Raw genomic sequence first — 22,566 nt, forward strand, 5'->3', positions numbered from 1 at the left:
TTAATTCTGATACTTTAATAATTCATTTTGAAATTCTAAACTAAAAAGAGCTACGTCATTCCTGTTTTTTAGGTTAAGTTTTGTAATGATGTGTTGTAAATAAGAATCTATTGTTGAAGGTGTATTACCCATTATTTTAGCAAGTTCCTTTCTGTCTGTAGTATCTTTTAATAAAATTGTTAATTCTAATTCACGTTTACTTAAGTTTGAAATTCCATATAAAGAATCATTAAAAAGATTAAGTAACACTGAATTCCTTTTTTTAAGTAAATTTTTGATAGAAGCAGATTCGTATTTGCCTATGTTTATTACATTGTGTATAGTGTCAAAAAAATCTTGAAAATTACTTCCTTTATATAGAAAACTCATGAAACCACTATTTTGCACTTTTTTCATAACTCTATAAGAATTATAATTTGTGTGAGCAATTAATTTCATTTTTGGTTTCATTTTTAAAATTCTTTCGCAAATATCAAAACCATCAGTAATATCACTATTATTGAATTCTAAATCGCAAAAAATTAATTGTATTTCTATAGAGTTTACAATAGAAATTGAGTTTCTAATATTGTCAGTAAAATAAAATTTAGCATCGGGTAAAACTTTTAGAATTCGTTGTTTTAAACCTTCTTCTATAATAGCATGGTCATCTATAATTAAAATATTCATACGTTTTAAGAATTATAAGGGATGCTTATTATTATTTTAAAACCATCATTTTCTTCAGTTTCAATATTAAAACTTCCATTCATTAATGTAATTCTATCTTCAATATTCTTTAAACCATTACCTTTTTTTATTTTTTTAACCCCTTTACCATCATCTTTGTAAACTATAGATAGCAAGTTGTTATCTAATTTTATACTAACATTTGTGTGGTTAGCATCTGCATATTTTATATTATTAGCAATAAGTTCTTGAATTATTCTAAACGAATGTGTACTGTAAGGCTCTATTAAACTTAGACTTATAGGAGATACTTGTTGATCAAATTTTTGACTATCTGTATCTTCTGGAAAAACATCTAATAACCTATTTATAAAAAGTTCTCCTTCTATAGAAGTATTATTTAGCTGATGTGACAAACCTCTAATCTCATTATAAGAATCTAGTAATTCATGAGATAAAGCTACGTTATTAACCTCTGTTTTATGTGATAATTTTATTAAATTACTTGCAATACCATCATGTAATTCTCTACCAATTCTTCTTTTTTCTTCTTCGGTACTTTTTATAGAAGTTTGTAATAAATCTAATTGTTGTTGCTTCTTTCTTCTATGTATCCAAAATAATCCAGAAATTAAAACCAAAAGTAAACCAGCAAAACTAAGTTTAGTATTAAAACTTGATTTTTGAAGTTTAATTTCTTGTAGTTGACTTTCATTTTCTAGTTTTAATATTTTATTTTCTTTTTGTTGTGTTTGATATTTAGTTTCAATGTCTTTTACAAGTGCTGTTGTAGAATTATTGGATAAACTATCTGCTAATATTTTGAAATCAGAAACGTGATTATATGCATTTTTATAGCTCTTTGTTGCTGCATATATTTTTGCTAACACTTTATTGGCATCTCTTTCAAACTCAGTTTGTTTTTGACTTTTTGCTTGTTCTAAACCTTTATTGGTAAATGAAATGGCTTTGTTATATTGTTTCTTTTTGTAATAGGTATCACCCAAACCAATATAAACCACAGCTTTTTCTGCTAAGGTAGCTTCAATAGAATTCATAATATCTAAAGCTTCTTTATATGATTTTTCAGCTTTATTTAACTGGTTTGTATCTAAGTAAATTGCACCTAAATTAACTAAAGAAAGTACTTGACGTCTAATATCTTTTTTCTCTTTAGAAAACTGTAATGTTCTTTCAAAATGATAGGTAGCTTTTTCTAAATTACCATCAGTATAAAAAATATTTCCTAGCTGATTTTCTATATTGGTATTCAAGTAAGTTCCAAAATTATTTTCTTTAATAATTTTTTGAATTTCATAACAATATTCTGCACTTTGATCATATAACTTCTGTCTAAAAGAAATTAAGGAGATATTAAAAAGTGAAATAATTTCTCTTTTTGGTGAGTCTAATTTTTTATATAAATCAATGGCCTTAAAAAAATAAGTCATTGCTTCTTTTAGCTTATTTTGTTGCGAATGTAATGAGCCTAAGTTAGCATATGTAGAAGCGATACTAGAAGTGTCTTTTACTTTTTCAAAACAAACAATTGCTTCATTATATTTTTCTAGAGCAGTATCGTAGTTCGTTTTTTCATAATAGGTAATTCCTTCACGCATTAAAGCCCTCCCTAATAATTCAGTTTGTTTTTTTTCTCTAGCTAATTCAATAGCTCTAGTAGAAAAAATAATACTAGAATCTAGTTTAAATTTCCTTCTATAATCAACAGATTTTTTAATGAATTCTTCAATTTCTGTAGAATCTTTTTTGTGGATACTTTCTTGAGAAGAAACAACAAATGCAAATGAAATGAAAATGAGAGTAGTTAGTTTTTTCATGTTAAATTTTTATACAAGATAATAAAATGATTTTTCAAAGATACAATCTACAAAAAAACAAAAACATACGAATGTTGCTATGTTCCATTTTAATAATAGCATCTAGATTTGTGATAACTAATCAAAAAAATAGTTAAAACATGAAAAAAAACATATACAAAAAAGTACTGTTTGTGATTTCTATGTTGCTTATAACCAATATAACAGCACAAAACTTTAGAACAGTTTGGCGCACAACAGCACCGAACGAATCTATTACAATTCCAACAACTGGTAGTGGCTACAATTATACAGTAAATTGGGGCGATGGAGATTCTGATGCAGCACAAACTGGTAATGCAATGCATACCTATGTAAATGCTGGAGATTACACCGTTACAATTTCAGGAACTTTTCCTAGAATATTTTTTAATAATACTGGCGATAAATTAAAAATACGTTCTGTAGAAGAATGGGGTTCTTCTATAGCGTGGACAAGTATGTTAAATGCTTTTTACGGTTGTACTAATTTAGTTAATAATGCAACAGATGTTCCAGATTTATCAGGAGTAACATTAATGATGAGAACTTTTTATAATTGTTCTAATTTAGGTACAGGATCTGCAACAAATTGGAATTCGTGGAATGTTAGTTCTATTACAAGTATGTTTGCTCTTTTTCAAGGTGCTTCTTCCTTTAATAAGGACATTAGTAATTGGAATGTCTCTAATGTTAGTGGTATGAATTTTATGTTTTACAATGCGTCTTCCTTTAATCAAAATATTGGTAGTTGGGTTGTTTCTAAAGTTACTAATATGAGCAATATGTTTGATGGGGCATCTGCATTTAATCAAAATATTAGTAGTTGGAATGTTGAAAAAGTTACTAATATGTATAGTATGTTTAGAGCTACTGCTTTCAATCAAGATATAAGTGGTTGGAATGTGGTAAAAGTTACTGATATGAGTATAATGTTTTTCTCAGCAACTTCTTTTGATCAAGATTTAAGTGGTTGGAATGTTGCCGCAGTTACAGATATGAGTAATATGTTTACCAATGTAACATTATCAACAACAAATTACGATGCTCTTTTAGTAGGTTGGGACGCATTAAGTTTACAAAGTAATGTAACTTTTCATGGAGGAAATTCAAAATATCAGTCAAATGCAGCCGTAAATGCAAGAGCAAATATGATTGCTTCTGATAATTGGACTTTTACAGATGGAGGAAGAGTAACTGTAGCTAATGAATGGACAGGAACAACAAATACAGATTGGAGTACAGCAACAAATTGGGATATTGGTATTGTTCCTCTAGATCATCATAACGTAACAATACCAAATGTAACTAACGATCCAATTATTAGTGCTACTACTGGTGCAGTAACAAACGATATAACTGTAGATGGCGCAGGATTATTAACCGTAGAAAATGGAGGTTCGTTAATTGTGTACGGTTTATCTTCAGGAGATTTAACATATACGATTAATATTCCTGATGACAAATGGCATTTAATATCTTCTCCAGTTGAAGTTGAACACTATGATGATACTTGGGTAGCAAATAATTCTATTGCTTCTGGACAAGGAGATAACAGAGGCGTTGGTGCTTATGATAATACTACTGATGCAGATGGAGATTGGTCTTATTATCAAACAGGTGCAGCAGCGGAAAATTTTCTTCCAGGAATAGGGTATTCTTTAAAAAGAACAGGAGCAGGAAATGTTAATTTTACAGGCCCAATTCAAGATTCTGGTTTATCTAAAAACATAACTATTTCTGATGAAGGTGGAGGAAGTGAAAATAGATGGAATTTATTAGGGAATATGTTTCCATCATATATAAGAGCAAGTGAATTAATAACTGCAAATGCTGCAAATTTAACAGATACACATGAGTTTGTGTATGTTTGGGATAATACAGAAAATGCAGGTGCTGGTGGTTATAAAGCATTAGCAGGCACAGATTATATACGTCCAGGACAAGGGTTTTTTGTAAATGCAGATAATTCTAATGCTAATAATTTTACCATTGCAGAGAGCTTACAAAGTCATCAAACAGGAATTACTTTTTATAGAACAAGTATTCCATCAATAAAGCTATTTATTAATGATGGTAGTCTTTCTAAATCTACAGAAATTAGATATGAAAATAATGCTACAACAAGTTTAGATAAAGGTTTTGATGCAGGAACATTTACTGGAACTTCAACAAGTTTTAGTGTGTATTCGCATTTAGTAAATAATAGCGAAGGAGTTGATTTTATGAGACAATCTTTACCAAAAGACAATTATGAAAACATGATTATTCCTATTGGAGTAAATGCTGAAACTGGAAAAGAAATAACTTTTACTACAGAAGCATTAAACTTACCTACAGATATTAAAGTTTTTTTAGAAGATAGATTAACGAATACAATAACTCGTTTAGATAAAGTAAATTCTAGTTATAAAATTATAGTAAGTAATTCGCTAAAAGGCATTGGTAGATTTTATCTTTATACTACTTCAGAAAGTAGATTAAATATTGATGACTCTATTTTATTAAACAATATTAATATCTACAGATCTAGCAAAAATAATTTAAGAATTGTTGGCTTACCACTGGGGAAAACTAGTTTAAAATTGTTTTCCATTCATGGAAAACAGATGATGAGTAGTTCTTTTAGAACTAATGGAGTTAAAAATATTTCTTTGGCAAAGTTAGCCAACGGAGTTTATGTTGTTCAATTAGATACAGAAAAAGGCAAGTTGAACAAAAAAATTATTAAACAATAATTCCTAATTTTTTAAAGAAAGACATCATGAAAAAAAATATAAAAAACACAGAAGATATTACACGTAATGAAGCTCTTAAGAAGATTGGTACTTACGGTAAGTATGCAGCTTTAACTGCACTTGGAACTTATATGATTTTAAATCCTCAAAAAGCTCAAGCTGCAAGTCCAGAAGCACCGGGTTCGGGTTTTTAATTTTCTCATTTTTAGTGATTAAAAATGAAAATCCTCTAAATTAATTTTAGAGGATTTTTTGATCTTTTTTTTTAGAAAGCTTTTGTATTTTTACTTTTCATAATTCTTATTATATGAATATACATTTTATTGCTATAGGAGGTAGTGCTATGCACAATTTAGCAATTGCTTTACACCAAAAAGGATATCAAGTTTCTGGAAGTGATGACACAATTCACGACCCTTCAAAATCTAGATTAGTAAAATATGGTTTGTTACCAGAAGAATTTGGCTGGTTTCCAGAAAAAATCTCATCAAAATTAGATGTTATTATTCTTGGAATGCATGCTAAAATAGACAATCCAGAATTGTTAAAAGCACAAGAATTAGGACTAAAAATTTATTCGTATCCAGAGTTTTTATTTGAGCAATCTAAAGATAAAACACGTGTTGTTATTGGTGGTTCTCATGGAAAAACAACCATTACTTCTATGATTTTACATGTATTAAATTATCATGATAAAAAAGTAGATTATATGGTTGGCGCGCAGTTAGAAGGTTTTGAAACGATGGTGCATTTAACCAAAGAAAATGATTTTATTGTTTTAGAAGGTGATGAATATTTAAGTTCACCAATTGATATGCGTCCGAAATTTCATTTATACAAACCCAATATTGCTTTGTTAAGCGGAATTGCTTGGGATCATATTAATGTATTTCCAACTTTTGAAAACTATAAAAAGCAATTTTCAATTTTTACTGATTCCATGATTAATGGAGGGAGTATGGTATATAATATTGAAGATGAGCATGTAAAAGATGTTGTGGAAAATTCGGATAATCACATAAAAAAGTATCAATATCAAACCCCAGAACATTTTATAGAAAACGGAATAACCTATTTAAAAACTGCTGAAGGAAATTTACCATTAGAAATTTTCGGAAAACATAATCTTCAAAATCTTGCTGGTGCAAAATGGATTTGCCAACATATGCAAGTTGATGAAGACGATTTCTATGAAGCGATTGCAACTTTTAAAGGAGCTAGTAAACGTTTAGAAAAGATTGCAGAAAATAAATCGACGGTTATTTTTAAAGATTTTGCACATTCGCCTTCTAAAGTAGCTGCAACAACAAAAGCTGTAAAAGCACAATATTCTGAAAGAACAGTTTTAGCTTGTTTAGAATTACATACCTATTCTAGTTTGAATGCAGAATTTTTAGCTGAATATAAAGGAGCTTTAGATAAAGCAGATAAGGCAATCGTTTTTTATTCTCCTCAAGCAGTAAAAATTAAGCAATTAGAAGAAGTAACAGAGAAACAAATTGCAAATTCCTTTGAGAGAGGGGATTTAATTATTTATACAAATCCACAAGAATTTAAAGAGTTTTTATTTTGTCAAAATTTAGATAAATCTGCAGTTATTTTAATGAGTTCTGGTAATTATGGAGGTTTAAACTTTGATGAAGTTAAGAATTTAATTTAATTTTTTTATTCTTGATAAAATAAATTTTCTATACTTCTTGTTATAAAGACCTTTGAATAATATTGGGATTCTTATTCTTAAGAAAATAGATAATTTTATTAGTCTTTTCTTTTTATTTAAATTACTTAAACTTTTTAATGTGTAATTTTTAGTTACTTGATTTTTTTCAAACTTAATTGAATTTGGGTGGTTTAAAACTGATGAAGAAAGTGCTAAAAATGAATTTGCTTTTGAAAAGAAAAACGAAAATTCCCTAATTGAGTTTATTGTATCTATTTTTTTTGAGAATAGAAAAGCATCATAAAAATTTCTCATAAATACTTGCTTTAATAAGTATCCATAATCATTTATTTGTTTACTCAAAATTGTTAACATTAATTGATGTTTTAGGCCAAGCAAACAGAACTCATTTTTATGTTTTAAATTAAACTCTATAGATTTATAATTAAAAATTTTCGCATAATTGTCTCGTAATATTTCTTTATGTATTTCTACTGCAGCAATATAATCTTCATTAACTAATCTTGGATAATGCCTGTGATTTGGAGGCATAATAGATGTGGATTCAATCTTTTTGTAATTGTTTTGTTTTAATATTTTATAAGCTTTACTTGCTTCTTCTTTTTTGAAAACTAGATCAATATCACCAATCATTCTTTCTGCAATATCTTCATATAATCCTTCAAGTAAATTCCCTGTTCCTTTTAAGAATATTGGTGAGATATTATTTTTTAATAATAATTGGTTTATTTCTTTAGCTTGCTTAATTATTTGTTGATTTCTTTCTCTGTTTAAATCTGTAATATGTTTCATGTAATCAACCAAATCATTTGGTAAATAATGTAGGAAATCAGCACGTTTTAAATTACAATATAATGCAGGGAAAACATAATGTTCTGTACTTAGTTTTACAACATTATCCCAATCAACTTTTTCAGCTTTTAAATCTTTTTCAATAAGAATTCTATTATGCTCTTCATGTGTTACGGTTAAACATTTTCCAACAAAAAATAACGCTTCTTTATAATTCATTATTAAATATTTTAGAAACTGTTTCAATCATTTTTGCATTGTCTGAATAGGTAATTTGATAGCAAGGTAGTTTTGTAAACCATTCTAAAAATATCACTGCATTTTCCTTAATCGGCGATAACCAAGAATCTGGTACTAACTGTTGAAAACCGTCAATATTAGATATTTTATCAACGATTAAATCACTACCTTTTTCATATTTAATAAAAACAAGTGCTTTGCAAGGTAAATGACTTGTATTGTCTTTATTATTTGGAATTAAATATCGTACAATTTTATTAAGTCTCTTAAAATTATATTCTGCAGTAGTTTCAAGTTCTGGGTAAAATGGAAGTAATGTTTCTAAGCTATTTCTTTTTATTGAAATAGCAGAAGGAAAACTATATACATACTGTTTTTTTGCATCAATAGGTACAAAATCGTCTGCTAAACAAGTATATCCGTTTGCTTGTAATAATGCCAAAGAAGTACTTTTTCCATTGCCAGAATCCCCTAAAAAAAGCATAGATTCTTTTCCGTTACTTATTGCAGATGCATGAAAAACACCTAGCCATTCTTTTTCTGATTTATTGTGCATTAATTGCACCAATTCCATAGAAAATTTCCCTTGAAAAAAATGAATATCTTTACGATGCCAAGAATTTATATAAGTATTATTTTTTAACAAAAAAGTATAATGTTCTTCGGTGTATAACTGATAAAGATTATCAGAATTTTGAATGGAAACTTCTAAGTGTGCAAATTTAGGGTGGATTAAATACAATTCGAAATCCGACTCATATTCAACATTGAAAATTTTGTTATTTACTTGGTAGTATTTGTTGTGTTTAAACTCTTTAGGAAGTTTAATGTCTCTATGATCATTTACAACTTCAGTTTTTGGGTCCTTTAAAAAATTCTCTTCTAACTCAATAATAAAGTCTATTGTTTTATCAATAGGTACTCTTATTTTTTTTGCTAATACTTTTGCTATTTCTATTACAGAAATACCTTTAGAAAGTCTTTTTAAAATATCTGCTGTTGTATTTTCTAAAACTACATATTTGTTGTGTTTTTCTAACCAAACAAGTGTTTTATCTTCTACTGTCTTATGTAATATATTGTTTGTACTCATTAAAATATAAAACTACTATAAAAATGTAAAAAAGCCTCGAATAAACGAGGCTTTTTTATATATAAATAATGTTTGATATTTAAAATCCTGTACCTGGAGCTTCTGGTGAAACTGCTTGTGCTTTTTGTGGATTTAAAACCATATATGTTCCTAATGCATTTAGTGCTGCGTATTTACTGAAATTACCTATATTTTTTATAGCATCTTTTCGAGAGATGTTTTTAACATTCTTTTGCTTATTCATAATTACTGGATGTATTAATTTTTAATAATAACTTTTGTGGTTAATTTTCCATTCTCAGTAATTAAATATGCTAGATAAATTGCAGTTTTTAAGCCAGGTAATTTAAAGTTATTTATATCGTTAGCTTTAAAGTCACTCTGGAATACTAATTTACCTAAAAGGTTATATAACTTAATAGTCGCATTGCCTCTTTTTAAACCAGCAATTGTGATGTTCTTGGTTTTACTGATGAAGATATTTACATTTCTTTCATCATAATTACTTATGTCTAAAATCTGTGAAGTTGTATGTAAATAAAAGCGACCAATACCATTTATCTTTTCAGAAATATTTGTTTGATACGTAGTGTTTACATTATTTAAATTAGTAAATATATTTTCAACTTTATCTTCTAAATAAACATTGATACTGTTTGGTACGTTAGCAATATTTGCAGAAAAAGTAAGTTGTTTTCCTTTATCAGCATTAATTCCAATTGGAATAATTTGGTTCTCATAGTTTTTAGGTAATGTTTGTTGCATAAAATTGATGTCATTACTGTTATCAACCAAACGTGTATACAAATTAAAGATCGTTTTTTCTCCCGTGAAAGTACCAATGTCAAACCTTGGATCTAAACCTGTTGTTGTGTTTTTGTCATACTTAATTTCTGTGGTACATATTTTGCTACCATCTGTCATCGATAAAATAATTTTTTCTGTGTTATTTCTGTAAAAAGTAATACCAGTTTGATGACTAAGTTGAGTTTTATTAAATGCTACATTGGTAGATACAGCATTTGAGTTTACAAAAAAACCTTGCCCTGTATGGATATAACCAGATGTAAGAGCTTGGTACTTCATTCCGTCCCAAACATATACGGCTTCGTGTGAATTATTTAATGGTGTTGCGTTTTCAGATAAGAAAGTTTCAATATTTAAATAGGCTGGAAAAGGATTTCCAACTAAATTCCACTTATTTTCTCCTGATAATCCTTCTTGTGCTGTTGTGATTACTTTTTTGATATTAGTGGTAGGTATAGTCCCAGTAAAACTATACTCTCCAATTCCTGTTCTCTTTAAAGAATATCCTTGCCCTTGATTAAAGGTTGTAGCAATTCCACCAGTTTGAAAATAATTCCAGTTGCCATTTGCGTCTGTTGTATTATCATAAATACCTATTGCATTGTTATTATTAGTGCCTGTAGTATTAATTGAATTTGTAGAAACCCAAGAATCATCATATTGTTCTCCTGTAACTGGTGAAGAAACTAAATGCCAATTTGTGTCATTTACACTCACATTATAAGTAACTTCTCCAGTAGAAGTACCATGAATAATTAAAGACCCACCACTTTTTATTGATAGATTTCCTATAATAGCTAATTTACCATTTATAGATAAAGAATTAGTAGTGTTAATGGTAAGTAATTCACCAGATTCAATAGTTAAATTTCCTGCGTTTGCAGTTGTGCCTGAATTAATTATTGGTGAAGTTGTTACATCAGGAATAGTAACTAAAGATGAAGAAGTTGGAATTCCATTACTCCAATTATCTGCTAAATTCCAAACCGAACTAGTTGATCCATCCCAAGTAGTTGCAGATGTGGTAAATGCTTCTCTGGAAATAGGTAATGTATCTTCACCTAAACCTGTATTATGTGTCCAATTATTTTTATCAACTAGTATTGATAAATAATTTGAATATGGATTTACTTGATTTGATCTAGATCCGCTAAAAAAGCCTCCGTCTGGACTTGTTACTGGATTAAACTCTAAAAAATCGTTACCAATTGCTAAGTCAGTTCCTCCTAAACCTGTACCAGTTAAGTCAGTTGTAACTGCTCCATTTTTAATTCCTGTTAAGAATAATGTAGGGTTGTCTTTATCAGTTCCAATATAAGCAAACAGCGTTTCACCTGATGCTAGCAAATTAATGTTTTCAAGGCTCGTTAATGTTCCAATTGAAGATCCATAATGTGTATTACTACTATTATCAATATCATTAAAAGTGATAATAGCACCAGCTTTAATTATTGATGTTCCAGAATTCCAACTTAAAAATCCATCAGAACCAGTTTCTGTAAATTTAGGATTTGGTAGGGCAGCTTCGTCCCATTCGTAATCTGTAAAATAAATTGTAGTGTTGGGGGCAATATCTGCAAGTGTAACAATTGCAAAATCATCATCTCCATCTACATTGATGGCTGTGAATGCAATACTTCCTCTTGTTTGTGATTGTGTAAAATAATGGCATAGGATTGCCACTATCAGCAAAATGTGATTCTTTTTCATAGTAAATAGCTTTTTCTTTTACTATAAATATAGTGAAAATATAATTAATTAAAATTCAAGAGATTATAGTTAGTTTTTTCTCCAGAAAAAAGGTGTAAAAAGTATTAAAACGGTAAATAATTCTAAACGACCAATTAACATTAAAAAAGAACAAAACCATTTTGCTCCAGATGTTAAATGATTGAAATTATCTACAGGACTTACCGAGCCAATTGCAGGTCCAATATTTCCTAAAGAAGATGCTGCTGCACCCAAGGCAGACATAAAGTCTAATCCTAAAAACGTTAGTATTACAGACGAGATTATAAATATGAGCATGTAAATAATAAAGAAGGATAATATGTTAAAAACAATATTCTGCCCTACAGCTTTAGTATCATATCTAACAGGTATAATTGCATTGGGATGTAATGCTTTTTTAAACTCTAGAAAACTGTTTTTTAACATTACAATATGTCGAACAATTTTAATTCCTCCACTCGTAGAACCTGCAGATCCTCCAACAAAAAACAATGCAAAGAAAATTCCTGTTGCAAAGAAACTCCACATTGTAAAGTCAGCACTTACAAAACCAGTAGTAGTTATTATCGATGTAACTTGAAATAATGCATGACGTATGGCGCTTTCTGTTTTACCAAAAACCATCGGATGCCCAATAGTTGATTGTAAATTTGGATCTTGAAAAAAGAATATAATTACAGCAATAATCGCACTGATACCAAGTATACCAAATAGGTAATATCTAAATTCTTCGCTTTCTATCATCTTTTTTACTTTTCCTTTTAAAGCAAAGTAGGTAAGTACAAAGTTTGTCCCTGCTACCAGCATAAAAAAGATGACAATATATTGTACAAAAGGAAGTCCGTTATAAAATGCTAAACTTGAGTTTTTGGTTGAAAATCCACCGGTACTAACTGTTGCCATTGCATGATTTATAGCATCAAACCAAGTCATACCAGCAAGTTTAAGTAAGAAAAATTCTGCAAACGTTAATGTCACATAAATTAACCATAGTCTTTTAGCAGTGTCTGTAATTCTAGGATGTAATTTGTCTGCTGAGGGACCAGGTGCTTCGGCCATAAATAATTGCATTCCTCCAATACCCAATAAAGGTAAGATAGCAATGGTTAATACAATAATTCCCATACCACCTATCCAATGAGTTGCGCTACGCCAAAATAAAATTCCTTTTGGCATGGCTTCAATATCTGTTAAAATTGATGATCCAGTTGTTGAATATCCAGAGATTGTTTCAAAAAAAGCATTCGTAAAATTCGGTATTGAACCAGAAAGTAAATATGGTAACATTCCTGTGAAAGAAAGTGTAAGCCACCCAAGTGTTACAATTAAGTATCCTTCTTTTTTCTGAATGTTTGTATTTGTTGGTTTGTTAAAAAAATAGAGGAGAAGTCCAATAAAAATAGTAATGATTCCTGCGTTTAAAATTCCCCAAACAGCTTCTTCATCATTAAACAAGCTAAATGGAACAGCAATGAACATAAAAATACCATTCAATACTGCAGTTAAGCCAAGAAATCTATAAATAATCTTTAGGTTAAGATTGTTCATCTTAGTTAAATAATTCTTCTACTATTGATATTGCTTCTGGTAAGCAAAAAACAATGGCTTTATCGCCACTTTGTATTTGAAAATCACCAAAAGACATATGTGCTTGTCCATCTCTTATAATTCCTCCAAAAACAGCTTCTCTAGGAAAACGAAGTTCTCTAATAGGTTTTTCGGTAACTTTTGCGCCTGGCTGAACTTCAAATTCAAAAACTTCAGCATCAATATTGTGTAGATTTGCTAATGCAAGAATTTCTCCTTTTCTAATATGTTTAAAAATATTACTTGCAGCAATTAATTTTTTATTGATAAGTGTGTCAATTCCTATAGTTTGAGAAATATTGATATAATCCATATTTTCAACCAAAGCAACGGTCTTTTTTACACCTTTAGATTTTGCAACTAAACAAGACATAATATTAGTTTCAGAATCTCCAGTCACTGCAATAAAAGCATCCATTTCTCTAATATTCTCTTCTTCTAAAAGTTCAATATCACGTCCGTCACCTTGTATTATTAATGCATGATTGAGTTCTTCTGCAAGTGTATTTGCTTTTTCTTTATTTTTTTCAATTAATTTTACTTTGTAATTTTCTTTACAAAGGTTTCTTGTAGTTTTAGTACCGATACTACTTCCACCAAGAATCATTACATTTTTAATTTTAATGTGTTCTTGACCTACGATTGGGTATAATTTATCGATACTATGTTTTGGAACTGAAAAATAAACCTGATCTTTTACTTTATAAACTGAGTCTCCACGTGGAATAATAGTTTGAGCAATTCCTTCTCTTTTTATTGCAATGGTAATAAAATCTACCGTCGAAAATTTTTCTTTGGCTTCTTTAACTGTTAAATCAACTAAGGGTGATTTGTAAGTAAGTGATGTTCCCATCACATTAAAAAGACCATTTTCAAAAGCAACTGTATCATTAAATGAAGATTGATTAAGTAACATTTTTATTTCATCAGCAGCTAATTCTTCTGGGGAAATCATAAAATCTACACCATATTCTTCAAAATTAATATGATCGTTTTTTAAAAATTCTTGATTTTTAATTCGTGCAATTGTTTTTTTTGCGCCAAGTGCTTTACCAATTACCGAAATAGTAAAATTTGTGTTTTGACTATCAGTAACCGCTAATAGTAAATCTGCAGAATCTATGCCAATTTCATTCAATAATTTAATTGAAGTGGCATCTCCTTTTTTTGTAATTACATCTAAATGATTATTGATGTAGTTTAGCTTCTCTCCATCAAAATCTATAATGTACGTATCTTGGGACTCGTACGAAAGTAGTTTAGCTAAGTGGAAACCTACATCTCCAGCTCCAGCTATTATAATTTTCATATTAAAAATATAGAAATAGTACGCAAAGATAGAAGTCTTTATCAGTATCTGCAAAAAAAGAAACTGTTTTAAGTAATTAAATTGGTTTTTGTACATTTATAAAAAAAGAACTGCTATGAATAATATCTCGATTAAATCTTGGGCTTTAGATGATAGGCCAAGAGAAAAATTATTATCTAAAGGAAAAATAAATTTATCTGATACTGAGTTAATTGCAATTCTAATTGGCTCTGGAAATAGAGAAGAAAGCGCAGTTGATTTAGCCAAAAGAATTTTACAATCTGTAAATAATAATTTAAATAAACTTGCGAAACTTACTAAAAATGAACTAACAACATTTAAAGGTATTGGAGAGGTAAAGGCAATTGCAATTATAACGGCTTTAGAATTAGGGAAAAGACATCAGTTTGAAGAGGTGATTAAGTTGACTAAAATTAATAGTTCTAATGATGTCTTTAATCTAATGAAACCTTTAATAGGTGATTTAGAACATGAAGAATTTTGGGTTTTATACCTTAATAATGCTAATAAAATTATTGAGAAACATCAGATAAGTAAAGGTGGCTTAACTGCGACTATTGTTGATGTAAGATTGTTATATAAAAAAGGGTTGGCTCTAGCTGCAGTTGGAATTATTATCTGCCATAATCATCCTTCTGGAAAATTGAAACCTAGTAATTCTGATATCGATTTAACAAAGAAAATAAAACTTGCAGGAGAAACCTTAGATATAAAACTATTAGATCATTTAATAATTACCGAAAAAGCGTATTTTAGCTTCGCAGACAATGCTACTTTATAGCCATTTTTTTATCTACTAATAGTAACTATGATTTTAATTTATACACACAAAATTACTCCTAGAGTTCGGTATATTTTTAAACATATTTTTACAAGAACTTTATTGATCCCTGTTGATTTTACTACAAAAGTAGAAGAGTTTGTGGCACATAATGGTCCTAAAATTTCCTATACAAGAGTAGCATTGGGGAATGAATTTTTTGTTAAAAGTCACGATTTACTATTTGAACAAGGGGTTAATGATATTGAAATAAATATTCTTAATTGGGATGAAACGCCCTGTTTTTTTTCAGCAGGAGCAAAATCTACCATACCGTTTGATATTTTTGCTGCAAGTTTTTATTTAATTAGCAGGTATGAAGAATACTTACCTCATGTAAAAGATATGCATGAGCGTTTTACTTCGGAACAAAGTATCGCTTATAAATATCGCTTTTTAGAAAAACCCGTCATCGATATTTGGGCATATAAATTGCTAGCTTTTTTAAAAGAAAGGTTTCCTGATTTTGAGTATAAAAAAAGAGAATTTAAATTTGTTTCTACCATTGATGTAGATAATGCTTTTGCTTATAAGCATAAAAGTATTATTAGGACTTTAGGAGGTTTTACTAAAGATTTTTTCAAATTTAATGTTAGAAATTTCTGGGATCGTTTATTAGTGCTTTTAAGTTTGAAAAAAGATCCGTTTAATACGTTTCAAAAAATAATTGATTTAAAAAACGAGTACGATATAAAAACTATATTTTTCTTTTTAATAGGCGATTATACAACTTTTGATACTAATGTTTCGGCATCAAAGTCAAAGTATCGATTGTTGATAAAAGAAATGGTAGATTATGCTAGAGTAGGATTGCATCCTTCTTATTTTACATTAAAAGATGTGCCGCTTTTAAAGAAAGAAAAAGAACGTTTAGAGAATATTACAAATATGCCAATTAAACGTTCTCGACAACATTATTTACGATTAAGCTTGCCAGAAACTTATCAAAATTTAATCGATTTAGAGATTACAGAAGATTATTCTATGGGATATGCAAATCATGTTGGTTTTAGAGCGAGTACGTGTACACCTTTCTATTTTTACGATTTAGATTTTGAAATTCAGACTCCATTAAAGGTCTTCCCATTTGCTTTAATGGATACTACTTTAAATGATTATATGAAGCTAACTCCAAAACAATCTTTAGGGAAAATTAGAGATTTAAAAAATGAAGTAAAAGCTATAGATGGGTTGTTTATTGCCTTATTCCATAATGAAAGTTTAAGTAATTATTTACGTTGGAAAGGATGGAAGCGTTTGTATGAATCTATGATGAAAATTGTTACTGCTTAATGATAAATTACATTAAAAGAAAAGACTTAAATGTTAAGAAATATGATGCATGTATAGAAGAATCTATTCAGTCTAGAATTTATGCTTTTTCTTGGTATTTAGATATCGTTGCAGATAATTGGGATGTTTTAGTTTTAGATGCTTATGAAGCAGTTATGCCAATTCCTTGGAAGCGTAAATATTTTTTAAAATATAGTACTCAGCCTTATTTTTGTCAGCAGTTGGGTGTGTTTTCAAAAACTACATTATCCGCAAAACTACAAGTAGATTTTATTAATAGAATTCCTAATTCTTTTCTAAAGGTTTCTTATCAATTTAATTCAGATAATGTTAATGTATCTAATCATTTTTCGGAAAGAAAAAACTACATCCTTAATTTGTCTGAAGATTATTCGGAATTGAGAAAGAAATATAAAAAAGACAGAAAATATAGAGTAAATCAATCATTAAGAAATGATTTCGTAATACAAAATATTGAAATAGACAATCTAATAAAAATAGCAAAAGAGCATTATAAATTTATTGCTTTATTAGATAAGGATTATTTAAAATTAAAAAAATTGATGTATCAAGCTGTAAAAACTAATAATGGATTTTTACTTGGAGTTAAAGATGCTGGCGGATGTTTTTTTTTAAAGGATAAAAAGAGGTTGATTTATTTGTTCTCTGTTATGACTCCTTTTGGAAAAGAAAAACAAGTTCCAAGTTTACTATTAGATTCTATTATAAAAGAATATTCTAATTCAAATTACACATTAGATTTTGAAGGCTCTATGATTCCTGGTGTTGAAGCTTTTTATAAAAGTTTTGGAGCAGAAAAAGAAGATTATTATTTGTTTGAAAAATCTTTCTTGTAAAGAATGATAAAAAGAATACATGATAAAATTCCAGTAAACCACATTAAAATAGCTGAAGTTATTGCCGCGCCTTTTATTCCGTACTCAGGAATTAAATAATAATTACTTATTACGTTTATTATCAATCCTATCGTGGCAATGTAATAATTAACATGTGCTTTGCCTATTGAAGATAATAAATTACCAAATAAACCTCTAAAAATAAAGATACCTGAAATTCCGAAAATTAATATTAAAAAAGTATCTGAATATTTATCAAAATTTGAATCTATAATTGAAAGGATTTCATTTGAAAATAACCAAGAAGTTAGTATTAAAAGCGAACTAATTAATAAAAATAATAGCATGTAGCTTTTTATGTAATTTTTTATATATACGCTATCGTATATTTTTTCTGTAAAAGAAACAAAATCAGTATTTATAAATACTCTAGGTAAAAACAATAAACTAAAAGGAATTATGGAAACATATCTATAATCAGTAATTAATTCAGAATTTTTTAATAAATACCCGATTAATAAAATATCAATTACAAAAAGTAGTTGAGTGAGAACGTTTGAAAGGCTTGCAAAAAAACCATATTTCCAAAAAGTAAAATCAGTAATATTTAATTTAATATTTACTTTAAAATTGATATCCAATTTTTTAAAGAATATAATTGAAGTGATCAAAGGAGTTAATAAAAGTGCAAGTGTGTAACCAATTTCTTTAAAGAAAAAACTAAATAAACAAATACTAATTAGCAATAGTAAACTGTGAATCAATTCAGTATAAGCATATGATTTGTTATCATGATTTAATCGAAATTGAGCTCTAACTATTTCAAAAATAAAAGAAGGTAGTAGTATAAAAGATAAAATTATTAAATAGGTCTGTGTATTTTTAAATTCAAAAGAAAAGAAAAAACTTGCCACTATTATTAAAAAAATTAAAATGAAAGAAGCTAGTATTCCTTTTTTTAAAACGTAAATAAATAAACTGTTTTTTTCTTCTGATGTTTTTAATAAAGCTCCATATCTAATTAAACTTTGATGTAAGCCAAAACCGCAAATAGGAATAATAAATAGAATAAAATTATATGCATATAATACAACTCCCAGTTCTTTATTAGATATGAATTGAAGAACCAATATTGAAGCTAAAAATGAAATAATCCGCGCAAAAACAGTTGCCATAAAAACGTAACTGCCAGATCTTGTTAAAAAGCTTTTAAGATAAGTTGTTAGTAAATTCAATTTTTATGTTTTAGGGTTTTATAATATAGCTTAGAGAAATTTTCTGCAATAGCCATTCTACTAAAATTACTTTTAGCATATTCATGCATTTCTTCTTTCGGTATTTTTTTATTTTGATACTCTAATATACTTTCTAGTAATTGTTTTTTATTGTTTTTTTCTATAAGCTTTCCAAAATTATTTGGAAAATATTCTTTTATACCACCTACATCTGTAGAGATTACTGGTGTTCCACAACAAAAAGATTCTAAAATTACACAAGGTAAATTTTCATAATTACTAAAGAGTACAAAAACTGTTGCTTGTTGAAGATACTGTATAAGGTCTTTTTGAGGAATATGTTTAATGAATTCGATGTTAGCTTTTGTAAAATTTAATTTTTCAAGTTTGCCTTTATAGGTTTTATCCTCTCCACCAATAAAATACCAGGTAAATTTACCAATACTATCTTCTAATTTTTTAGCAACATCAAGCATTCCAGTTATGTTTTTATGCGTATCAAGCATACTAGAAATATGTACAATCGTAAATTTTTCTACCAACTCTTCTGTTGGTTTAAAAATAGTAGTATCAACAACATTAGGAATCTTAAAGTAATTACCTTTTAGCCCAATACTTAACATCGATTCTTTTAGGTTATCACTAACAGGACAAACAAAATTAGCATTTTTTACAATGAATTTAGAAACTAGTATTTCAATTGTACTAATTGATTTATTAAAAGGGGAGTGGTAGCCCGTCCAATGTTCAGAAATTATATAAGGTTTCTTCTTGATCCATTTTTGATGTAGAGCAAAAATACCAAATGGATAAATTTCATTTAAATGCAAAATATCAAAAGGCTTAATTTTTTTCATTAGGAGAAAATAAGCTTTCCAAAACCTTAAAAATTTTATTATTGAATTATTAGTTTCTTTTATATAAGCAATGTGAGTATCGACTTTATTTATTTTATTAGATTCAATATTTATATTTTGATGAGTATTTTTATCAGAAATAATATGAAGTACCGAAACTTCATGTTTTAAAGAAACTGCTTCTGCGTGGCGTTGAATAAAGTCGCCATTAGTCGGTAAAACTTTAGAAGGATACCAGCCACATATAAAAAGAATATGCAATTTATTTTTCAAAAAATAGATTTAAATAAAAACAAATATAAGTACTTCATTGTGTATTTGGATAGAATTAATACTTTTATAAAATGAATATTAAACACATATTTTTTGATTTAGATCACACATTGTGGGATTTTGAAAAAAACTCAGATCTTTCATTTAAAAAAGTATTCAGGGAACTAAACGTAAAAGTTGATGTAGATATTTTCTTTAAGGTCTATAAACCTATTAATTTTAATTACTGGAAATTATATAGAGAAGAAAAAGTGTCTAAAGAAGTTTTAAGATATGGAAGATTAAAAGACGCTTTTGATGCAATTCAATTTGAGATTTCAGATGAGGTGATAGATCAAATAGCGATTAAATATATAGATTATTTACCAGATTTTAATTATTTGTTTGAAGGTACTTTTGAACTCTTAGATTATTTAAAAGATAAATACCAATTACATATTATTACAAATGGATTTGAAGAAATTCAAAGTAAAAAAATGGAAAGCTCAAACATTCATCATTATTTTAATCAAATAATAACATCCGAATCTGTAGGTGTAAAGAAACCAAATCCTAAAGTTTTTGACTATGCTTTAATGAAAGCAAACGCTATAAAAGAAGAGTCAATTATGATTGGAGATAACTTAGAAGCTGATATTCAGGGGGCTATAAATGTTGGTCTAAGAGCAATTCATTGCAATTTTGATAATAAAAAAAATAATGATAAAAAGATAACTTCTGTCACTTCGCTTTTAGAAATAAAACAATATCTTTAACCAGTTATCGTTTTGTATAAATAACAAAGATTTATGAAATTTCTTAAATGTAATTTTTTATTTTTTGTAGTAATTTTTAGCCTAGTATCGTGCTATAAAAATTTAGACTTTAAACAAGTTGATACTTTTACATCAAGTCAGGTTGTAGAAACATCTTTAATTTATTTTAAAATTAAGGAGCCTGCATTTATTGATGCTGCTAATAATATAGAATTATCTTCTGTTAGTGATATAACCGAATTTACACTTTTAAATACTGATAGGGCAAAAAATAATCTTCAAAGAGTAGATCTTTATTTTGAAATAAAGAACGAGTTTAATAGATCTTTTGATACAAGATTGCAGTTTTTAGATGAAAACGATCAAATAGTTTTTTCTGATACTTTAAATCTTGTAAGACCAAAACAATTAAATTATAAAGATGGTGTAGAAATTATTATTGCAAAAAATGCTGCTCTTTTAAATTCAAATAAAATAAAATTAACACTTAATATTTCTGGAGGACAAGCTTTGGATTCTACCTCAGTAAATGAGTTTGAGTTTAAATCTTCAGGTAAATATTACTTTAAATTTTAAGAATGATAAGAAGAGTATTAATAATAATTTTCATATCATTTTGTAGTACTATATTTTCTCAAAATTCGAATATATTATATGGGTTCGATGAAATTCCTCAAACGTTACTATTAAACCCTGGAGCAGAAACTAATTATAAATTTCATGCTGGAATTCCTTTATTATCTGGAGTGTCTTTAAGTTATGGTATTTCTGGTTTTACACTAGCCGATTTATTTGTAAGTAAAGGAGATTTTTCATCAAAATTCGATAGAGTTTTCAATTTATTAGTTCCAGAAGATAATATCAAAGTAAATGTTCATATAGATATATTAAATGCTGGTTATCGATATGATGATAAAACGTATTTAAGTTTCGGGTTTTATGAAGAATTAGATTTAATTGGTTATTTCCCACAAGATATTGCAACACTTTTATATAAAGGTAATTCAGTATATTTAAATAGAAACTTTTCTTTTTCTCAGTTAAGTTATAAAGCAGATATTTTAGGTGTGTTGCATGCCGGAATTAGTAGAAAAATAAATAAGAGATTAAATGTTGGAGCTAGAGCAAAAATTTATTCATCTAGTTTTAATTTATATTCTAATAATAATTCAGGTACAATTACCACTACTTTAGGACAGAATAATATTTATAAGCACTATTTTACAAATCTTGATGTAGATGTTAAAACATCAGGATTAGTTGATGAGGATGACCAATTTATAGAAGATGTTTCTAGATTATATAAAAAGTCTTTTTTAAATGGTAATTTAGGGATAGGTTTTGATTTTGGGTTTACGTATCATGTAAGACCAGATATTGAAGTTACAGCTAGTATTTTAGATCTTGGTTTTATTAATTATAGCAAGAATATTAAAAATTCTTTTTTAAATGGTACGCATGCTACAGAAGGAATTAATTTTGAATACAATCCTTCAAGTTTATTGGGTTATTGGGCAGAATTTGATGCGGAATTAACAAGGAATTTACCAAGGGGAAGTAATAAAGAATCGTATTTGCTTTGGAGGCCAGCTAAAATAAATGCTGCTGTAAAGTATAGTTTTGGAGAAATAAGAAGTAAAAAATGTTTTACTGAAACGTATAAAAAGTATTATTATAACGCAATAGGTTTTCAGTTAAATACAGTTATGAGACCCTTGAAACCTCAATTTTCATTTACTTCGTTTATAGAGAAAACATTATCTGATAAAATTTTAGTAAAAGCAACACATACAGTAGACGAGTATTCTTTTACAAATATTGGTTTTGGTCTTACAACAAGAATTGGAAAAGTAAATGTATATGGTGTAGTAGATAATGTTTTAAAACTTGTAGATTTATCAGATGCAAATATTTTTTCTTTACAATTTGGAGTAAATTTAATTATTGATTAA

At 28.0% G+C, this 22,566-nt stretch carries 19 protein-coding genes; 9 read left to right on the forward strand and 10 right to left on the reverse strand.

Annotation, left to right across the window (positions count from 1 at the left end; all coding sequences use genetic code 11):
- Positions 1 to 669, reverse strand: coding sequence for a response regulator transcription factor (locus OD91_RS11080; RefSeq protein ID WP_144896450.1), 669 nt, complete (start codon positions 667 to 669; stop codon positions 1 to 3).
- A gap of 5 nt (positions 670 to 674) precedes the next feature.
- A complete protein-coding gene (locus tag OD91_RS11085; protein WP_144896451.1) occupies positions 675 to 2,507 on the reverse strand; it encodes a tetratricopeptide repeat-containing sensor histidine kinase in 1,833 nt (610 codons plus the stop codon).
- Positions 2,508 to 2,647: 140 nt separating this feature from the next.
- Between OD91_RS11085 and OD91_RS11090 the strand changes: the two genes are divergently transcribed.
- From OD91_RS11090 to murC, 3 genes are all read left to right on the forward strand, one after another.
- Positions 2,648 to 5,263, forward strand: a complete 2,616-nt coding sequence (locus tag OD91_RS11090) for a BspA family leucine-rich repeat surface protein (protein ID WP_144896452.1) — start codon at positions 2,648 to 2,650, stop codon at positions 5,261 to 5,263.
- 26 nt (positions 5,264 to 5,289) lie between these two features.
- On the forward strand, positions 5,290 to 5,457 hold the full coding sequence (locus OD91_RS13545) for a hypothetical protein (protein WP_186434443.1): 168 nt from the start codon (positions 5,290 to 5,292) through the stop codon (positions 5,455 to 5,457).
- A 113-nt stretch (positions 5,458 to 5,570) separates the two neighbouring features.
- A complete protein-coding gene (murC, locus tag OD91_RS11095) occupies positions 5,571 to 6,923 on the forward strand; it encodes a UDP-N-acetylmuramate--L-alanine ligase (RefSeq protein WP_144896453.1) in 1,353 nt (450 codons plus the stop codon).
- Here murC and OD91_RS11100 read toward each other — a convergent pair.
- The 6 genes from OD91_RS11100 to trkA all read right to left on the reverse strand — a co-directional run bounded on the left by OD91_RS11100 (position 6,915) and on the right by trkA (position 14,503).
- Entirely contained in the window at positions 6,915 to 7,955 is a 1,041-nt protein-coding gene (locus OD91_RS11100; protein ID WP_144896454.1) for a nucleotidyltransferase family protein, read from the reverse strand. The genes murC and OD91_RS11100 overlap by 9 nt on opposite strands.
- Positions 7,945 to 9,069, reverse strand: coding sequence for a hypothetical protein (locus tag OD91_RS11105; protein ID WP_144896455.1), 1,125 nt, complete (start codon positions 9,067 to 9,069; stop codon positions 7,945 to 7,947). Before OD91_RS11105 ends, OD91_RS11100 begins: the two co-directional genes overlap by 11 nt.
- A 79-nt stretch (positions 9,070 to 9,148) precedes the next feature.
- Positions 9,149 to 9,313: a hypothetical protein gene (locus tag OD91_RS13550; protein ID WP_186434444.1), complete on the reverse strand. Its 165-nt coding sequence runs from the start codon at positions 9,311 to 9,313 to the stop codon at positions 9,149 to 9,151.
- Between the two features lie 14 nt (positions 9,314 to 9,327).
- On the reverse strand, positions 9,328 to 11,586 hold the full coding sequence (locus tag OD91_RS11110; RefSeq protein ID WP_144896456.1) for a T9SS type A sorting domain-containing protein: 2,259 nt from the start codon (positions 11,584 to 11,586) through the stop codon (positions 9,328 to 9,330).
- Between the two features lie 69 nt (positions 11,587 to 11,655).
- Complete coding sequence (locus OD91_RS11115) at positions 11,656 to 13,155, reverse strand: TrkH family potassium uptake protein (RefSeq protein WP_144896457.1); 1,500 nt, start codon at positions 13,153 to 13,155, stop codon at positions 11,656 to 11,658.
- 1 nt (position 13,156) lies between these two features.
- Positions 13,157 to 14,503, reverse strand: coding sequence for a Trk system potassium transporter TrkA (gene trkA / locus OD91_RS11120; protein ID WP_144896458.1), 1,347 nt, complete (start codon positions 14,501 to 14,503; stop codon positions 13,157 to 13,159).
- Between the two features lie 115 nt (positions 14,504 to 14,618).
- Here trkA and radC point away from each other — a divergent pair, with 115 nt between their 5' ends.
- From radC to OD91_RS11135, 3 genes are read left to right on the forward strand one after another with little or no spacing between them, the layout of a single operon-like run.
- Entirely contained in the window at positions 14,619 to 15,305 is a 687-nt protein-coding gene (radC, locus tag OD91_RS11125; RefSeq protein ID WP_144896459.1) for a DNA repair protein RadC, read from the forward strand.
- Between the two features lie 27 nt (positions 15,306 to 15,332).
- Positions 15,333 to 16,637 carry a polysaccharide deacetylase family protein gene (locus OD91_RS11130; RefSeq protein ID WP_144896460.1) on the forward strand — a complete coding sequence of 435 codons (1,305 nt, stop codon included), beginning with the start codon at positions 15,333 to 15,335 and terminating at the stop codon, positions 16,635 to 16,637.
- Positions 16,637 to 17,494: a hypothetical protein gene (locus tag OD91_RS11135; RefSeq protein ID WP_144896461.1), complete on the forward strand. Its 858-nt coding sequence runs from the start codon at positions 16,637 to 16,639 to the stop codon at positions 17,492 to 17,494. Before OD91_RS11130 ends, OD91_RS11135 begins: the two co-directional genes overlap by 1 nt.
- Here OD91_RS11135 and OD91_RS11140 read toward each other — a convergent pair.
- Positions 17,467 to 18,729: a polysaccharide biosynthesis C-terminal domain-containing protein gene (locus OD91_RS11140; RefSeq protein ID WP_144896462.1), complete on the reverse strand. Its 1,263-nt coding sequence runs from the start codon at positions 18,727 to 18,729 to the stop codon at positions 17,467 to 17,469. The two genes, OD91_RS11135 and OD91_RS11140, sit on opposite strands and share 28 nt — an antisense overlap.
- Positions 18,726 to 19,859: a glycosyltransferase family 4 protein gene (locus OD91_RS11145; RefSeq protein ID WP_144896463.1), complete on the reverse strand. Its 1,134-nt coding sequence runs from the start codon at positions 19,857 to 19,859 to the stop codon at positions 18,726 to 18,728. The genes OD91_RS11140 and OD91_RS11145 overlap by 4 nt, the downstream gene beginning before the upstream one ends.
- Positions 19,860 to 19,930: 71 nt before the next feature.
- Between OD91_RS11145 and OD91_RS11150 the strand changes: the two genes are divergently transcribed.
- Genes OD91_RS11150 through OD91_RS11160 form a run of 3 tightly spaced genes read left to right on the forward strand, consistent with a single transcriptional unit; the run spans position 19,931 to position 22,566 of the window.
- Complete coding sequence (locus tag OD91_RS11150; protein ID WP_144896464.1) at positions 19,931 to 20,614, forward strand: YjjG family noncanonical pyrimidine nucleotidase; 684 nt, start codon at positions 19,931 to 19,933, stop codon at positions 20,612 to 20,614.
- Positions 20,615 to 20,647: 33 nt separating this feature from the next.
- Entirely contained in the window at positions 20,648 to 21,190 is a 543-nt protein-coding gene (locus tag OD91_RS11155; protein WP_144896465.1) for a hypothetical protein, read from the forward strand.
- 2 nt (positions 21,191 to 21,192) lie between these two features.
- Entirely contained in the window at positions 21,193 to 22,566 is a 1,374-nt protein-coding gene (locus tag OD91_RS11160; protein WP_144896466.1) for a DUF5723 family protein, read from the forward strand.

This window comes from Lutibacter sp. Hel_I_33_5, assembly GCF_007827455.1.
Classification (GTDB): domain Bacteria; phylum Bacteroidota; class Bacteroidia; order Flavobacteriales; family Flavobacteriaceae; genus Polaribacter.

Coding starts and splice junctions, on each gene's coding strand:
- OD91_RS11080 (WP_144896450.1), bottom strand. CDS start 669: ATGAATATTTTAATTATAGATGACCATGCTATTATAGAAGAAGGTTTA.
- OD91_RS11085 (WP_144896451.1), bottom strand. CDS start 2,507: ATGAAAAAACTAACTACTCTCATTTTCATTTCATTTGCATTTGTTGTT.
- OD91_RS11090 (WP_144896452.1), top strand. CDS start 2,648: ATGAAAAAAAACATATACAAAAAAGTACTGTTTGTGATTTCTATGTTG.
- OD91_RS13545 (WP_186434443.1), top strand. CDS start 5,290: ATGAAAAAAAATATAAAAAACACAGAAGATATTACACGTAATGAAGCT.
- murC (WP_144896453.1), top strand. CDS start 5,571: ATGAATATACATTTTATTGCTATAGGAGGTAGTGCTATGCACAATTTA.
- OD91_RS11100 (WP_144896454.1), bottom strand. CDS start 7,955: ATGAATTATAAAGAAGCGTTATTTTTTGTTGGAAAATGTTTAACCGTA.
- OD91_RS11105 (WP_144896455.1), bottom strand. CDS start 9,069: ATGAGTACAAACAATATATTACATAAGACAGTAGAAGATAAAACACTT.
- OD91_RS13550 (WP_186434444.1), bottom strand. CDS start 9,313: ATGAATAAGCAAAAGAATGTTAAAAACATCTCTCGAAAAGATGCTATA.
- OD91_RS11110 (WP_144896456.1), bottom strand. CDS start 11,586: ATGAAAAAGAATCACATTTTGCTGATAGTGGCAATCCTATGCCATTAT.
- OD91_RS11115 (WP_144896457.1), bottom strand. CDS start 13,155: ATGAACAATCTTAACCTAAAGATTATTTATAGATTTCTTGGCTTAACT.
- trkA (WP_144896458.1), bottom strand. CDS start 14,503: ATGAAAATTATAATAGCTGGAGCTGGAGATGTAGGTTTCCACTTAGCT.
- radC (WP_144896459.1), top strand. CDS start 14,619: ATGAATAATATCTCGATTAAATCTTGGGCTTTAGATGATAGGCCAAGA.
- OD91_RS11130 (WP_144896460.1), top strand. CDS start 15,333: ATGATTTTAATTTATACACACAAAATTACTCCTAGAGTTCGGTATATT.
- OD91_RS11135 (WP_144896461.1), top strand. CDS start 16,637: ATGATAAATTACATTAAAAGAAAAGACTTAAATGTTAAGAAATATGAT.
- OD91_RS11150 (WP_144896464.1), top strand. CDS start 19,931: ATGAATATTAAACACATATTTTTTGATTTAGATCACACATTGTGGGAT.
- OD91_RS11155 (WP_144896465.1), top strand. CDS start 20,648: ATGAAATTTCTTAAATGTAATTTTTTATTTTTTGTAGTAATTTTTAGC.
- OD91_RS11160 (WP_144896466.1), top strand. CDS start 21,193: ATGATAAGAAGAGTATTAATAATAATTTTCATATCATTTTGTAGTACT.